This window comes from Sorangium sp. So ce321 (assembly GCF_051530195.1).
Lineage (GTDB): Bacteria > Myxococcota_A > Polyangia > Polyangiales > Polyangiaceae > Sorangium.
Window position 1 is genome coordinate 11,120,037 of the sequence record NZ_CP150329.1, and the last position, 13,421, is coordinate 11,133,457.

At 66.3% G+C, this 13,421-nt stretch carries 14 protein-coding genes and 1 pseudogene; 10 read left to right on the forward strand and 5 right to left on the reverse strand.

Translation table 11 applies throughout. The annotated features are described in order from the left end of the window. Positions 1–124 precede the first annotated feature (124 nt). A complete protein-coding gene (locus tag WME89_RS41155) occupies positions 125–1,135 on the forward strand; it encodes a Kelch repeat-containing protein (protein ID WP_438005051.1) in 1,011 nt (336 codons plus the stop codon). A 106-nt stretch (positions 1,136–1,241) separates the two neighbouring features. Here WME89_RS41155 and WME89_RS41160 read toward each other — a convergent pair whose 3' ends face one another. After that, a complete protein-coding gene (locus WME89_RS41160; protein ID WP_438005052.1) occupies positions 1,242–1,874 on the reverse strand; it encodes a DUF6151 family protein in 633 nt (210 codons plus the stop codon). Here WME89_RS41160 and WME89_RS41165 point away from each other — a divergent pair. From WME89_RS41165 to WME89_RS41185, 5 genes and pseudogenes are all read left to right on the forward strand, one after another. Further along, positions 1,873–2,061 carry a hypothetical protein gene (locus WME89_RS41165; protein WP_438005053.1) on the forward strand — a complete coding sequence of 63 codons (189 nt, stop codon included), beginning with the start codon at positions 1,873–1,875 and terminating at the stop codon, positions 2,059–2,061. The genes WME89_RS41160 and WME89_RS41165 overlap by 2 nt on opposite strands. A 380-nt stretch (positions 2,062–2,441) precedes the next feature. Next, on the forward strand, positions 2,442–4,073 hold the full coding sequence (locus tag WME89_RS41170; protein WP_438005054.1) for a hypothetical protein: 1,632 nt from the start codon (positions 2,442–2,444) through the stop codon (positions 4,071–4,073). Between the two features lie 446 nt (positions 4,074–4,519). Continuing rightward, positions 4,520–4,936: a DoxX family protein gene (locus WME89_RS41175; RefSeq protein WP_438005055.1), complete on the forward strand. Its 417-nt coding sequence runs from the start codon at positions 4,520–4,522 to the stop codon at positions 4,934–4,936. Positions 4,937–5,002: 66 nt separating this feature from the next. After that, complete coding sequence (locus WME89_RS41180; protein ID WP_438005056.1) at positions 5,003–6,241, forward strand: SGNH/GDSL hydrolase family protein; 1,239 nt, start codon at positions 5,003–5,005, stop codon at positions 6,239–6,241. A 39-nt stretch (positions 6,242–6,280) separates the two neighbouring features. Continuing rightward, positions 6,281–6,619: pseudogene (locus WME89_RS41185) on the forward strand (aldo/keto reductase); the annotation flags it as partial. Between the two features lie 13 nt (positions 6,620–6,632). Here WME89_RS41185 and WME89_RS41190 read toward each other — a convergent pair. Next, positions 6,633–6,785, reverse strand: coding sequence for a hypothetical protein (locus WME89_RS41190; RefSeq protein WP_438005057.1), 153 nt, complete (start codon positions 6,783–6,785; stop codon positions 6,633–6,635). Between WME89_RS41190 and WME89_RS41195 the strand changes: the two genes are divergently transcribed. After that, positions 6,775–7,683: a hypothetical protein gene (locus tag WME89_RS41195; RefSeq protein WP_438005058.1), complete on the forward strand. Its 909-nt coding sequence runs from the start codon at positions 6,775–6,777 to the stop codon at positions 7,681–7,683. The genes WME89_RS41190 and WME89_RS41195 overlap by 11 nt on opposite strands. Positions 7,684–7,703: 20 nt before the next feature. Here WME89_RS41195 and WME89_RS41200 read toward each other — a convergent pair whose 3' ends face one another. From WME89_RS41200 to WME89_RS41210, 3 genes are all read right to left on the reverse strand, one after another. Further along, the gene (locus tag WME89_RS41200; protein ID WP_438005059.1) at positions 7,704–8,219 is read right to left on the reverse strand and encodes a hypothetical protein; all 516 of its coding nucleotides are present in this window, start codon (positions 8,217–8,219) and stop codon (positions 7,704–7,706) included. 146 nt (positions 8,220–8,365) lie between these two features. Next, entirely contained in the window at positions 8,366–9,070 is a 705-nt protein-coding gene (locus WME89_RS41205; RefSeq protein ID WP_438005060.1) for a hypothetical protein, read from the reverse strand. Next, a complete protein-coding gene (locus WME89_RS41210) occupies positions 9,067–9,372 on the reverse strand; it encodes a PadR family transcriptional regulator (RefSeq protein WP_438005061.1) in 306 nt (101 codons plus the stop codon). The genes WME89_RS41205 and WME89_RS41210 overlap by 4 nt, the downstream gene beginning before the upstream one ends. A gap of 123 nt (positions 9,373–9,495) precedes the next feature. On the opposite strand from WME89_RS41210, the gene WME89_RS41215 reads away from it, so the two are divergent. The 3 genes from WME89_RS41215 (at position 9,496) to WME89_RS41225 (ending at position 12,759) form a co-directional block, all read left to right on the forward strand. Next, entirely contained in the window at positions 9,496–9,735 is a 240-nt protein-coding gene (locus WME89_RS41215) for a hypothetical protein (RefSeq protein WP_438005062.1), read from the forward strand. Between the two features lie 245 nt (positions 9,736–9,980). Further along, entirely contained in the window at positions 9,981–10,682 is a 702-nt protein-coding gene (locus tag WME89_RS41220; protein WP_438005063.1) for a hypothetical protein, read from the forward strand. 934 nt (positions 10,683–11,616) lie between these two features. Continuing rightward, on the forward strand, positions 11,617–12,759 hold the full coding sequence (locus WME89_RS41225) for a reverse transcriptase domain-containing protein (protein WP_438005064.1): 1,143 nt from the start codon (positions 11,617–11,619) through the stop codon (positions 12,757–12,759). Positions 12,760–13,421 lie beyond the last annotated feature (662 nt).

Sequence of the window (13,421 nt, forward strand, 5' to 3'; positions counted from 1 at the left end):
TGCGTCTGCGCCTGCAGGCGCACCATCAAGGTGCACCACAACGGAGGAACGCGCAACGCGCACGATCGCCATTCGTGGCCCATACCAGGTTCGTCATCACCAGACATCGTGAGGAAAGAGCATCATGCGATCCATCACTGCCCTCTGCTTCTCTCTCGGCCTCTCCCTGTCCACGCTCGCCTGCACCGGTGAAGGGAGCCCCGGCGATGGCGCCAGCGCCGACGATCATGCCGGCTGGCGCGATCTCCCCGCCATCGCGGGCGGCCCGCGCCAGGAGCACGGCGTCGTGGCGCTCGACGGCAAGGTCTACGTCATCGCCGGCGCCGGCGGCGATGGGCTGAACACCGGGCGCGTCGAGGTCTACGACCCGGGCGAGGACGCGTGGTCCGAGGCCGCGCCGCTGCCTGTCGCGCTGAATCACCCGAACGTCGCGGCGCTCGGCGGGAAGATCTACCTGCTCGGCGGCATGGTCGGCGACTTCCCCTGGACGGCTGTCGGCGACGTGCTCGAGTACGACCCCGGCACGGACGCGTGGACGGAGCTCGCGCCCATGCCTGCGGGCACGGAGCGAGGCAGCGCGGCCGTCGGCGCGCACGGCACGAAGATCTACCTCGCGGGCGGGCTGCGCTCGCTCTCGGAGGCCTTCCAGGACACGGTGCCCGAGTTCTCCGCGTACGACGTCGCGACGGGCGAGTGGGAGACGCTGCCGGAGCCGCCCGAGCCGCGCGATCACGTGGGCGGCGCGGTCGTCGGCTCGACGTTCTATGTGCTCGGCGGGCGGGCGAATGGCCAGGAGAACGTCAAGGATACTGTGTTCGCGTACGATCTGTCGGCCGGCACGTGGTCGACGCGCGCGCCGATGCCGACGGCGCGCGGCGGCGTCGCGGCGGCCGCGGAGGGCGGGAAGATCTACGTCATCGGCGGCGAGGGCAACCCGGCGCCGGGCGCGCAGGGCGTCTTCGACGACAACGAGGTCTACGATACGGCCACCGACACGTGGGAGGTGCTCGCGCCGATGCGGACGCCGCGCCACGGCACCGGCGCGGTCGCCGTCGACGGGGCGATCTACGTTCCCGGCGGCGGGACGCAGCAAGGCTTCGGGCTGACCGACGTCTCGGAGGCGTTCAGCCCCTGAGCGGGGCGAGGAGCGCGACGACGCGCGCTGTAGAGCGGCCTCGACGAGGCGCAGGCGCGCCGGGTCGGGTCGCGCCCGGCGTCGCCTCCCCGTCCGAGCCGGCCTTTCACGCGCGCGCGGGGCGCGGGCCGCAGAGCGGGCGCAGCGCCTCGCGCTCGGCCGTGGACAGCACCGTGACCGGGTACTTCGGGTCGCCGCTCGCGCGATCGAAGAACGGGTGTGGCCACCCCTTGCCGCGGAGCTTCCAGCCGAGCAGCTTCCGGATCAGGCGCGCGATGAGGCGCACGTCCAGCTTCACCGACCCGGGCGGCGGCTCGCCGACCGCGAACTGGCCGTAGATCCGGCCGGCTGGCGGGCCGAAGACCTCGTCGGACGGGCGCGCGCTCGGCGCCTTCTGGAACAGCTCGGTGACGATGCCGAGGACCGGCAGCTTCGGCGTCGGCGTGTTGCCGAGCGGCGTCTTGCAACAGCTCGCGTACCAGCGATAGAGGGCCTTCGGCGTGAGGCGCACGGCGGTGATGAGGTCGCTGCCGCGGTCGAACGAGACCATCGCGGGAGCGACCTGCACGATGTCCGAGCCGCCGTGCTCGTCGAGCAGGTCCGCGCGGCCGAGGTGGTGCAGGAAGGCCTGGCAGTCGTCGCAGTAGCAGATGGCGTGGTTCACCGTGCTCGGCGACGCATCGCGCAGCCATCCGTGGACCTTTCCGCAACGACACTGGAGCTCGACGTCTCGGGACATGAGGCCCGCGTATCACATCTCGACGCGCGACGCGCGCGCATCTCGACGCCGCCGCGACTCGATCCGCAGGCGGCAGCGGGAGGCGCTCACGCGGAGCCTGATTGACCAGCTCGATCCCAAGTACCGCGACCTCCTGGTCAAGCGCGAGCTCGAGAAGCTGCTCCTCCGAGCGAGACGCTCGCTGTAGCTCGCCGTCGCCGCCCGCGGCCGAGCTCGAGGTTCGTGCCACACAGATCGAAAATTACAGCGACAGAGCACACCCGCCGGCGCGGGCACGCGGGTGTCGTTGCGCAACCCATTGTGTAATCCCGCAAACTTTCGACGCGCCATGCAGCTCCATCACAGCGGCGGCGCAATATTGCAGCAAAACTGCGTCATCGCGCGACTCCCTTCGCGCAAAACCCCTATTGCCGCGGAGTTGAGTCGCTGTGCGCACGTGGCACATCGCTTGCTAGGACGCGCCTCGCCAGGCGAGCTCAGCATAGGACCACACGGTGCGGTCCGGCAGCTCTCACCGCGGCGCCGGCATTCTCCCTGACCAGGGACAGGCCATCGAGAGGTCATGTGATGACGACTTCCAGGCTCTTGAATCATCGCTTCGTTGCAATTGGCTACTTTGCCTTCTCGTCCTCGGCTCTCGCGTTGCTCGGATGCGTGGGGGAAGCGCCCGTCGACTCCGGCGTCCCTGAGGACGTGAGCGACACGCAGCTCAGCTTCGAGGAGTTCGTGGCGAGCACGTATCAGGAGCGGGACACAGGGCTCTATATCGTGGACGGCGATACGCCCATCGACAGCCTCGACGAACTCAAGAAGTTCTACGAGCGCCATCTCCTGCATGGCGCGCTCATCGTCGACCAGAGCGGCGGCGTGGACGACAAGTGGAACGACACGCAGAAGCTGAGCATCACGTACTGCGTGAGCACATCGTTTGGCGGGAATCACAGCGCCGTGGTCGCTGCCATGGCGAGCGCCACCGCGGCGTGGGAGGGGGCGGCGTACGTCAACTTCGACTACCGATCGGACCAGGACTCCTCGTGCAACGCTGGCAACAGCAACGTCGTCTTCGACGTCAGACCGGTGAGCGGCCAGCCTTACTTGGCTCGCGCGTTCTTCCCGAACTACAGCCGCTCCAACCGCAACGTGCTCATCGACTCGACCTCCTTCGGGGTTATCTCCCCCTTTACGCTCGCGGGCATCCTGAGACACGAGCTCGGCCACACGCTCGGCTTCCGACACGAGCACACGCGGCCCGAGGCGGGCACGTGCTTTGAGGACAGCAGCTGGCGCGCGCTGACCACCTACGACTCGGCCTCGGTGATGCATTACCCGCAGTGCAACGGCACGACCACCGGCGACCTCAACCTGACGATCCGAGACATCAACGGCGCCGCTGCGCTCTACGGTGCGCGCTGGGAGTCGCTCGGCGGTTCGCTGACGTCCGGCCCGGCGGTGAGCTCCTGGGGCTCCGGTCGGCTCGACGTGTTCGCGCGGGGTGGGGACAACGCGCTCTGGCACAAGTACTACCAGGGGGGCTGGTCGGCCTGGGAATCGCTGGGCGGCAGCCTCACCTCCGATCCGGCGGCCGTCAGCTGGTCCAGCGGGCGAATCGACGTGTTCGCGCGGGGCACGGATAACAGCCTCACGCACAAGTATTTCCAGGGCAGCTGGTCGAGCTGGGAGTCGCTCGGCGGTTCGCTGACGTCCGGCCCGGCGGTGAGCTCCTGGGGCTCTGGTCGGCTCGACGTCTTCGCGCGGGGTACGGACAACTCGCTCCAGCACAAGTATTACCAGGGGGGCTGGGCGGACTGGGAGTCGCTCGGCGGCAGCCTCACCTCCGATCCGGCGGCCGTCAGCTGGTCCAGCGGGCGAATCGACGTGTTCGCGCGGGGCACGGATAACAGCCTCACGCACAAGTATTTCCAGGGCAGCTGGTCGAGCTGGGAGTCGCTCGGCGGTTCGCTGACGTCTGCGCCCGGGGTGTCCTCCTGGGGCTCAGGCCGGCTCGACGTGTTCGCGCGGGGTGGGGACAACGCGCTCTGGCACAAGTACTACCAGGGAGGCTGGGCGGACTGGGAATGGCTGGGCGGCAATCTCACGGCTTCGCCGGACGCGGTGAGCTGGGGGAACGGACGGATCGACGTGTTCGCGCGGGGCACGGACAACAGCCTCACGCACAGCTGGTTCGACGGAACCTGGTGACGCGCGCTTCCGCGCGCCAGGGCGGCTGCTCCGGCGCGTGGGGGACAGGGGCGCGACGGGTCACGTCCTCTCGGCCCGGAGTGTCGGTGATCATCGCGTCCCGCGTCCGATCGGTGAAAACCGCGGCCGCATGATAGCCGGCGTTCACCGTTCACCGCCGGCCCCCACGCCGAACCAGGCATCGGCCGGGTGCGCCATCTCCGTCGGGCGCCCCGAACACCCTGGAAATTCTGTAGATCTGCTGGGTTACCCCGCATCGGGGTGGCCCCTGCTTCGCTGATCCTCTTCCTCCAGTCCAGGCCCCGGCCGTGCGCCGCGCGGGAGCGCGAAAAAAAACCTCTCGCTCTGTCGATCCCGCCGGCGGTCGTTCGTCGCCCCGGTGAAGCCTGGGTCGTCAACCCGGTCGCCAACCCCCGGGAGCCCGGCTTCGTGAAGGAGACACGACGATGCAATCCATGACTGCGACCGCGAGCGTGACCCTGGCTGCCCCCACGGCCAAGCGCTGGCGCCCCGCGAACATCGCCCTCTGGGCGCTGCAGATCCTCCTCTCGGCGGCGTTCGCTTTCGGGGGCGTCAACAAGCTCCTCGGGCTCCAGCAGGAGATGGTCGACAGCTTCGCCAGGATCGGGCTCGGTGTGTGGTTTCAGTACTTCGTGGGCGGCCTCGAGCTCGTCGGTGGCATCGGGCTCTTGATCCCGCGGGTGTGCAGCCGCGCCGCGCTCTTGCTCGCGGGCGTCATGGGAGGCGCGGTCCTCACGCACCTCCTGGTGCTCCCTCCCTGGTATCTCGCGTCGATCCCGGCCGTGCTCTTCGTCGTGTTCGGGCTCGTCGCGTGGGCCCGCCGAGACCGCCGGGCCGCGTAGCGCATGGCGCGGGCAAGAGCCGCAGCTCGATGTCAATGACCTGCTTGTGCGTGGAGGAGGTGCGTGATGATCGGTTCGAAATTTACTCGCCCGGCGACCCTGGGAGCGTTTGTGTTGGCCCTCGCCGCCGCCGGCTGCGGCGGGGACGACGAGGTGCCCGTCGCGAGCTGGACAGCCGCGTGGGGGACGACGATGCAGGGGGCGGATTCGTCGTTCCTCGACGTGATGCCGCGTAGCTTCAGCGACGAGACCTTGCGCCAGAGGCTCGTCGTCACCGCCTCCGGCGATCGGGTCCGGCTGCGGCTTTCGAACCTCTTCGGGACCCAGCCGCTGGAGCTCGCCGAGGTCCGCGTGGCGAAGGAGGCTTCGCCCTTCGTCTCGACGCCGGGCACCGACCGGCGGGTCCAGTTCTCCGGCCAGCCGAGCGCGTCGGTCCCGCCGGCCAGCGAGGCGGTGAGCGACGGCGTGGATCTCGCGGTGAGCCCGGGCGACCGCCTCCTCGTGAGCATTCACAGCGCGGCGACGTCGGAGCCTGCGACGTGGCACCCGTTCTCCTTCACGACGCACGCGGTCGCCACGGGAAACCAGGCGGCCGGCGAGACCTTGACGTCACCGACCAACATGACGTCCACGTACTGGCTGGCGGGCGTCGACGTCGAGTCCACGGAGCCCCAGAAGGTCGTCGTCACGTTCGGCGACTCGATCACGGACGGCTCGACATCGACGATCGACGCCGACAGGCGCTACTCGGATCGGCTCTTCGCGCGGCTCCAGGCGGATCCGGAGACGCGGAGGGTCGCGGTCGTCAACCAGGGCCTCGGCGGGAACAGGCTGCTCCGGGACGACATCGGTCCGAGCGCCGTGTCGCGCTTCGAGCGCGACGTGCTGGGGACGCCGGGCGTGACGCACGCCATCATCTTGATCGGGATCAACGACATCGGAGTGCCGGGTTTTCTGGGGGCCGCCGAGAAGGTGACTGCCGCCCAGATGATTGACGGGCTCACGTCGCTCGCCGACAAGGCGAGGGCGAGGGGGGTCAAGGCGTTCATCGGCACGCTCCTGCCGTTCGAGGAAGCGTTCCCGCCCTACTATACGCCCGAGGGGGAGGCCATACGCCAGGAGGTCAACGCGTGGATCCGTGGCAACACCTCCTACGACGGGGTCATCGATTTCGAGGCCGCCGTGCGTGACCCGGAGCAGCCCGCGAAGATCCTCGCCTCGTTCGACAGCGGCGATCACCTGCACCCCAATGACGCCGGCCACGAGGCGATGGCGAACGCCGTGCCCCTCTCGATCTTCAAGTAGCCGGCCTGATTCAAGCCACAGCGAGGACGCGGAGCCCCGGCGGTCGAGGGCAGCCTGAAGCGCCTCGCGACCGACCGCATCGACCTCTATTTCGTCCACATGGACGACCGCGTGACCCCCGTCGACGAGATCGCGCGGGGCCTCGACGACCTCGTCCGCGCCGGGAAGATCGTGTATGCGGGCCTCTCCAATTTCCCGGCCTGGCGGGTCGCCGCCGCTGCCCGGACGGCGGATCTGCGCGGCTGGGCGCCTATCGCCGCCCTCCAGACCGAGTACAGCCTGATCCAGCGCACGACCGAGCGCGAGCTGCTCCCGATGGCCGACGCCTTCGGCCTCGGCGTGATGGGCTGGTCGCCGCTCGGCGGCGGCCTGCTCACCTCTGCGAGTTCCCCTACAAGTCCGACGAGCACCGGTACACGGCGATCGCCGCGATCCTCACGCTCATCGCCAGGCCAGCCATCCCGGGCGCTGTCCCGGCCTTCTTGTTCGACGCCTCGACGAGGGGCAGCGGCAAGACCCTGCAGAGCGACGTCGTGTCCCTCATCGCGACCGGCAGAACCACGGCCAAGATGAACTACCCGTCGGACGACGCCGAGTTGGAGAAGGTCCTCGGGGTGTACGCCCTCCGGGGCACCGCGATCGTGAACTTCGACAACATCACCCGGCAGTTCGGAGGCGGGCCCCTCGACCGCTGCCTGACGGCCGAAGACACCGTCGAGCTCCGCATCCTGGGCAAGAGCGAGATCCCGACCCTGCGCTGGCGCTCCGTCATCGTGGCGACCGGGAACAACATCACCCTGACCGGCGACACTGCGCGCCGGGTGCTCATCTCCCGGCTCGAAAGCGACCTTGAGAACCCGGAGGACCGCGCCGAGTTCATGCACCCCGACCTCCTGGGGTGGGTCCGCACCGAGCGGACGCGCCTCGTCGCCGCGACGCTGACGCTCCTGCGCGCCTTCTTCGTCGCCGGCTGCCCGCAGGGCGGCGTCAAGCCCTGGGGCTCCTTCAGCCCGTGGGCTCAGTTCGTGCCCGCTGCCGTCGTCTTCGCCGGTGGCGCTGACCCCATGCTCACCCGGCCCAGCATCGAGGGACGGGAGGAGCCCGAGAAGCTAGCGCTCGCCGTCATCCTGCGGGACTTGCCTCGCCTCGACGCTCAGAAAACGGGGTTAACCGCGAAGACGATGCTCCAGGTGCTCTACCCGATCGAACGCGTCCGGGGGCAGCATGTGGCGCCGGACGGCTACGACGATCTGCGAGAGGCGATCGAGCTCCTGGTGAGAACTAGGCCGGGCAGCATGCCCGACGCGAGCCGTCTCGGCTTCGAACTCGGAAAGCTGCGAGGGAGGGTCGTCGGTCAGCACAAGCTGGAGGTGACGCCAACCAAGACCCGCTCCGGCGCGAACAGGTGGCAAGTCGTAGCTACGAACGGAGGAGCCGAATAGGCAGAATCCAGACGGCTTGCCTACTTCTCGCCCGAGGACTTGCTTGAACCTCGCGCCTGGGAGACGAAATGTCCGATGGCGTGAATCAAGACCCAAAACACGGTCGTTACCAGCTTCACATATACAGGAGATGGCGCAGGCGAACGCCTGAAATGTTCGACAATGACCTCACAGGCGTCCCCAATCTCTTCGTCCACAATACGCTTAGGCATACAAAGGACGAGCACACTGGCTACATATTCGATCGAGAGCATCACACGCTGCGCGCGGGCGACCCGTTCGACAGGCAACCTCGCAATCCAGGGGTGCTGCTCGTGAACCCGAGCCAGCGTCTCAGTGCGTTCGGACTGGCGGGCATTGTCCGCGCGTACCCCAAACTTTACCGTAACCCCGTCCTTACCTATTTCGCCCGCGACATTGAGCCATCGATACACCTTCTGATTTGAGCCATCTTTCGGACGACGGCCAACCGTGATTTCAACCAGATGTGCCTTGGTGGATCGTCGACGACCCGTCTTCTTTCTTACAACCTTCATTGGCTCACCTGCCCTGCCGGCGAGAAGAGTCCCCAGACGACCCCACGCTGTTCTACCGCGGCACGGTGTCACGCCGACATCAAGTCCGCGTCAACGTACTCGCCCGCGCGCGCCAACTCCGTACCACCCCAATCCCTAGGCAGCTATCACTCTCCCGAAGCCTTCTTGGAACCTTTCAGCTTCGATGCTGCGTAGCCGACGGCGTGAACCACAAGCCAGAGTGTGGCAGTCACCAGCTTGATGTAGGCAGGCCAGCGGGCAGCCGAGCGCTTGAAGTGGCTGGCTACGACCTCGATAGCATCAACGAATTCTTCGTCAACCAAGCGCCGAGGAACCAAGAGCAACATGAGCCGCATCAATATCTCCGTGTGGAGCATCGTGCGCTGCGCAGCAATAACCTGCTCAATAGGCAGCCCCACAATCCAATGGTGCTTCTTGCGGACCTCTTGTAGTGCAGCTATCCGAGAGACCGTTCGCTCGGCTTTACGCTTGTTGCGCCGAGCGTTCTTCTGTGCCTCGTCCATCACGCGAGCAAGCTTTCCCGTCTCAGCATCGAAAGACTTGGCCTGGATCTTATATAGCGCAGCAAGCAGCTTATTTGTAAGATCTTCAGGCTTGAATGCTGCACGCCCAACTCGGCGCTCAAGCTCGCGCGCCATACCATCCATGATATATTCGACCACCGCGGGCGAGTGCGCGCTTTCGAGATCTGGACGAACCCGATATTCTATCGCTGCTTTTATTTCGCTCCTCGGCTTCTTACGAGAGTCGGCATGTATAGCCGAACGCAGCCACAAATCGACCGCCACCATTGTTGCATTGCTCAGTTTGCCATGGGGGTCGGAGCTCATCGTCCAGCCTCCGGAATACCCAAAAAGAGCCCCACCACGACGTCCTTCTGCGTCATGGCAGCCCTCGCGCCCATGGCGTTCAACTTATAATATCTCCTTGGACGGCCTCCACGTTCGGGGATGGGCTCGCCCTCGTAGCTGTCGAGTAGCCCCTCTCGCTCGAGTTCTCGTAGCGCCGGGTAGACACTGCCCTGACCGAGCACGAGCCCGCCATTCGTTTGTTTTTTTACCCGCTCGATGAGGTCGAGTCCGTACCCAGGCCCCGAGACTAGGGCTTGGAGTAGGGCCGCCTTCGCGGTCACCGGTGCATCCATGGCCGGCAAGGTAGCCTCAAGGTTTGAGGATGCAACCTCAAAAATAGAGGAATCGTCGCACCCACGTCAGCACACCCGGGATCGCCCGCTCACCGCGGGTGCATGCAGGGGGTGCAGGGAGGTGCAGGGGGTTCTCCGGCCGGTACGCCCGAAGATGGCGAGAAGCGGGCCGCCATCGAAGCCTCCGTCGCCGCAGGCGACACCTGGAAGACCATCGGACGCCATCACCTCGTGGATGCCGCCGCGGTGCGGGAGCACGCCGAGGGGTGCCTCAAGGGGGCGCTGCGGCGCACGGGGGGCAGCGAGGACGACCTGAAGGCCGTGGCGAACGCGCGGGCCCGCTGCCTGTAGCTCGTCGAGAAGGTCGAGCTCCTGGTCCGGGAGGCCGTCGAGGACGAGGAGGCGAGCTGGCGCGACCGGACGTCCCTCATCGTCGCCGCGAAGGGCGCGCTCGAGCTCCTGGGCCGCTTCACCGGCGAGATCGGGCCGGCGTCCGAGCTCATCATCGTCGACTAAGCCGCCATCTCGAAGGCGCTGGCCCCGTTCCCTGATGCGGCGGCTGCCGTGGCGAAGGCGCTCGCCGACCTGGAGGCCGCATGACCGCACCGATCGCCGATCGCGTGGCGAAGCGCGGGCGCCGTCCTCGCGTGACCCTGGCCGGCGCGCTCTCCGCCGCCATCCTCGCCGCCTCTGCGGCTGAGGGGCGCATCCACTGGCCGTCGGCCCGGTACCGCGAGAACCCGGTCGCGTTCTTCCGGGAGGTGCTCGGCATTGAGCCCTGGAGCCGGCAGATCGAGGTCATCGAGGCGGTACGCGACCACAAGCGCGTCTCGGTCCGGTCCGGTCACAAGGTCTCCAAATCCAACACCGACGCCGGCATCGCGCTCTGGTTCTACGCCTCGTTCGACGACGCGCGTGTGGTCATGTCGTCGGTCACGGACCGGCAGGTCAACCAGATCCTCTGGTACGAGCTCCGCCGGATGTACGCGCGGGCGAAGCATCCGCTCGACGGCGAGATCCACGAGCTCGCGCGCTCCGGGCTCAAGTCCAAGGACTTCCGCGAGATCACCGGCTTTACCGCCAAGGAGTCCGAGGCCGTCGCCGGGGTGAGCGGCAAGAACCTGCTCTACATCCTCGGTGAGGCGAGCGGCATCCCTGAGGTCATCTTCGAAGCCATCGAGGGGAACAGGGCCGGTGGCGCGCGCGTGCTCCTCCTCACTGGCAATCTCACGCGCTGTGAGGGCGAGTTCTTCCGGTCCCACGCGGTGAGCGACGGCGCGACGTGGGTGGTGATCTGAGGGGCCGGTCAGCCCGGGACCAGGACGAGAAGGGGCCCGAGCCCGACGGGGACCAGGAGCAGCCGGCGGAGCCTCCCTCGGCGCCGCCTGGGAGTTCGACGCCCCGGCGCTCCCGGTGAGGCGGCGCTGGCCGGAGCCGCGGCCCGGCGATCTGGCCATTATTGGCCGGCGAGGTGCGGGCGAGCGCCGGGCCGCGCGCTACAAGACCGCCGCTGGTGAGCGATCATAAGACAAGAGCGCACCTGTTCCGCATCATGGCGGGCGACCTTGACAGGAAAATTCCAATCGTTAGCCTCAAATCGCCTCCTGTCACTCTGCCTGTTCCTGGTCGGGGCCCAAGTGGCTGCTGACCGGGAGGTGGGGGCCGTCAGCGACCGTCAAACGGGGACTGGCGGCGTCGGTGTGGGCTCTAATCCGCGCCGAGAACCTGGGGGCGACCTCTGCTCAGCTGCTCTGCAGAACAAGGCCGGAATTCGTTCCTCGCGAGAGGGCCATCGGACGGTCAGCAGGCACAAGCATCGGGCGGAGGCCGGCGGGCGTGCATCGAATTTGACAGATGGCCGCAAGGATGGTAAACTCAGCCGGAGGGCACCTGTGAAGTCTTGCACGCACATTCGGGTCAGCACGACCTGGCGGTGGTCGCGTGTCGTTGGCGTGATCACCTCGCTCCTGTCACTCTGCCTGTTCCTGGTCGGGGCCCAAGTGGCTGCTGACCGGGAGGTGGGGGCCGTCAGCGACCGTCAAACGGGGACTGGCGGCGTCGGTGTGGGCTCTAATCCGCGCCGATAACCTGGGGGCGCCCCTTCAGAGCAGCTGAGCGAACTTACCGATGGCCTCAGCGCGACGAGACCCTACACAGCTATATGATAGGCTGAAAAGCCGGCGCGTCCTCAACAAGGCGTGGAAGCATGTCTTGCGCACAGGACGATCATCGTTGTCCCTGGAGACAAGGGACGCAATCGAAGCATTCCACAGGGAAGAGCAGCGGAATCTGGAGCGGATTCAGGAAGAGCTGCGAGAACGCACATTCAAGTTCGACCCAGCGCGCGGGATAGCTAAGAGGCGCGCAGGAAAGAAGCCTCGGCCGATAGTTGTTGCCTCCGTCCGCAACAGGGTTGTACAGCGCGCGCTCCTCGATCTGCTGCAGGAGCAACCACGAATAAAACAAGAATTCCTCGACACACCAACGAGCTTCGGCGGAATTAAAGGACGCGCGGTTAAGCACGCCATCAAACATGCGCAAGAAGCGGTGGCCAGCGGCGCCAAATATTACGCGTCATCTGACATCAAGGAATTTTACCGCAAAATCCCGAGAGACGCAGCACTCAGCGTCATCGAGGAACACATTAAGGACGAAAAGTTCCGCAAGATTCTACGAGATGCAGTGACTACTGAGCTCGACAATTTGGACCAACTCGGGGAACACGCCAGCCTGTTTCCACTTGACGAAACCGGTGTCGCTCAGGGCTGCAGCCTATCAACCATCGTTGGAAACGCACTCCTTCGCAAGTTCGACAGCGAACTCAACGGCAGGAAGATCGTTTGCCTTCGATATATAGATGACTTCATTATTCTTGGCCCTTCTCGGGACAGTGTCCACAAGGCTTTTCTGGCTAGTCTCCGGATATTAAAGCAGTACAACCTCGACGCCTACAATCCTTGGGAAGACGAGGACAAGGGACGTCGCGGGTACACCAACAAACCATTTGAGTTTCTCGGCTGCGAAATCGATGGAGATCGAGTCAGGCCCAGCGGCGAGAAGCTAGACGATCTATTCTCCAAGATCGTTCGCTTACTGAGCGCTAGTAAGCAGACAATGAAGTCGCCCATCGTGGCATACGATAGGAATCTATCATTTGTTCCCACCCTCACTCGACTAAGCAGCATATTGAAGGGGTGGGGCAACAGCTACAGCTTCTGCACTGACCGCGAAGTCTTTCTCCGCATCGATAAGTTCGTCGACGAGCGCATCCGCGACTATTTCAACTTCTATTCCGCAAGCGTGCGCAAGAACCCCCAGATGCGAGGACTTATGAGGGGTGTTCATTTGATGGAACCAGCGACTCTCATGGAATAATGTGCTTTCGCCGACACCAGCGAGTCGATCCTGGGCAAGGCGCAAACGTCAGGGCACGAAGGTACACCAGAGTTTCCTGGCGTCGCTGATGACGGCCGCCCGCCGGGCCCGGCGGTCCAGTTCGGCGAGGTCGGTGCTCGCGAGGACGCGCTCCCGCGCTGCCGCGGGCCGGAGACGTCCAGACGTAAGCGCCCAGCCATCGCCATGGGTGCCACCCCTTGCGACTCTTGCCGGGGTCGACGATGCTGGGCGCGGGACAGCGTCCGTCCACGGCCCGGGCGGACAAGGGCGGACACGAGAGGGGCGGCGAGGTGCTCCCCCGGCCCTCGGTGTCGAAGACGAGCTCCGCGTCGTTTCAGGGCGCGTCGGCGCCCGCAGCCGGAGCCACGAGCGGTGCTTGCGCCCACGCGTCGGGCAGCAGCTCGTCGAGCCGTTCGCGCGTCCAGACATCCGCTCTGCTGAGCTGAGCCGCCGGAAACCTCCCTGCCCGTCGCCCCCGGCCTCGTGCTGGAGCTCGCATGCCTCGCGTGCCTGCGGCAGGCAGGACCCCGGGGAACGTGCAGCCGCAGCGGCTGGGCGGAGCCAGCGATCCAGCTCGGCGAGATCGGTGCTCGCGAGGTCGCGCTGCCGCGGGCCGGAGATCTCAGCCCGCAGGCGCGGGC

What these genes read in the sequence shown, in the direction of transcription:
- WME89_RS41155 (WP_438005051.1), top strand. Translation starts at nt 125, where the DNA reads ATGCGATCCATCACTGCCCTCTGCTTCTCTCTCGGCCTCTCCCTGTCC.
- WME89_RS41165 (WP_438005053.1), top strand. Translation starts at nt 1,873, where the DNA reads ATGAGGCCCGCGTATCACATCTCGACGCGCGACGCGCGCGCATCTCGA.
- WME89_RS41160 (WP_438005052.1), bottom strand. Translation starts at nt 1,874, where the DNA reads ATGTCCCGAGACGTCGAGCTCCAGTGTCGTTGCGGAAAGGTCCACGGA.
- WME89_RS41170 (WP_438005054.1), top strand. Translation starts at nt 2,442, where the DNA reads ATGACGACTTCCAGGCTCTTGAATCATCGCTTCGTTGCAATTGGCTAC.
- WME89_RS41175 (WP_438005055.1), top strand. Translation starts at nt 4,520, where the DNA reads ATGCAATCCATGACTGCGACCGCGAGCGTGACCCTGGCTGCCCCCACG.
- WME89_RS41180 (WP_438005056.1), top strand. Translation starts at nt 5,003, where the DNA reads ATGATCGGTTCGAAATTTACTCGCCCGGCGACCCTGGGAGCGTTTGTG.
- WME89_RS41190 (WP_438005057.1), bottom strand. Translation starts at nt 6,785, where the DNA reads ATGAGGGACACGACGTCGCTCTGCAGGGTCTTGCCGCTGCCCCTCGTC.
- WME89_RS41200 (WP_438005059.1), bottom strand. Translation starts at nt 8,219, where the DNA reads ATGAAGGTTGTAAGAAAGAAGACGGGTCGTCGACGATCCACCAAGGCA.
- WME89_RS41205 (WP_438005060.1), bottom strand. Translation starts at nt 9,070, where the DNA reads ATGAGCTCCGACCCCCATGGCAAACTGAGCAATGCAACAATGGTGGCG.
- WME89_RS41220 (WP_438005063.1), top strand. Translation starts at nt 9,981, where the DNA reads ATGACCGCACCGATCGCCGATCGCGTGGCGAAGCGCGGGCGCCGTCCT.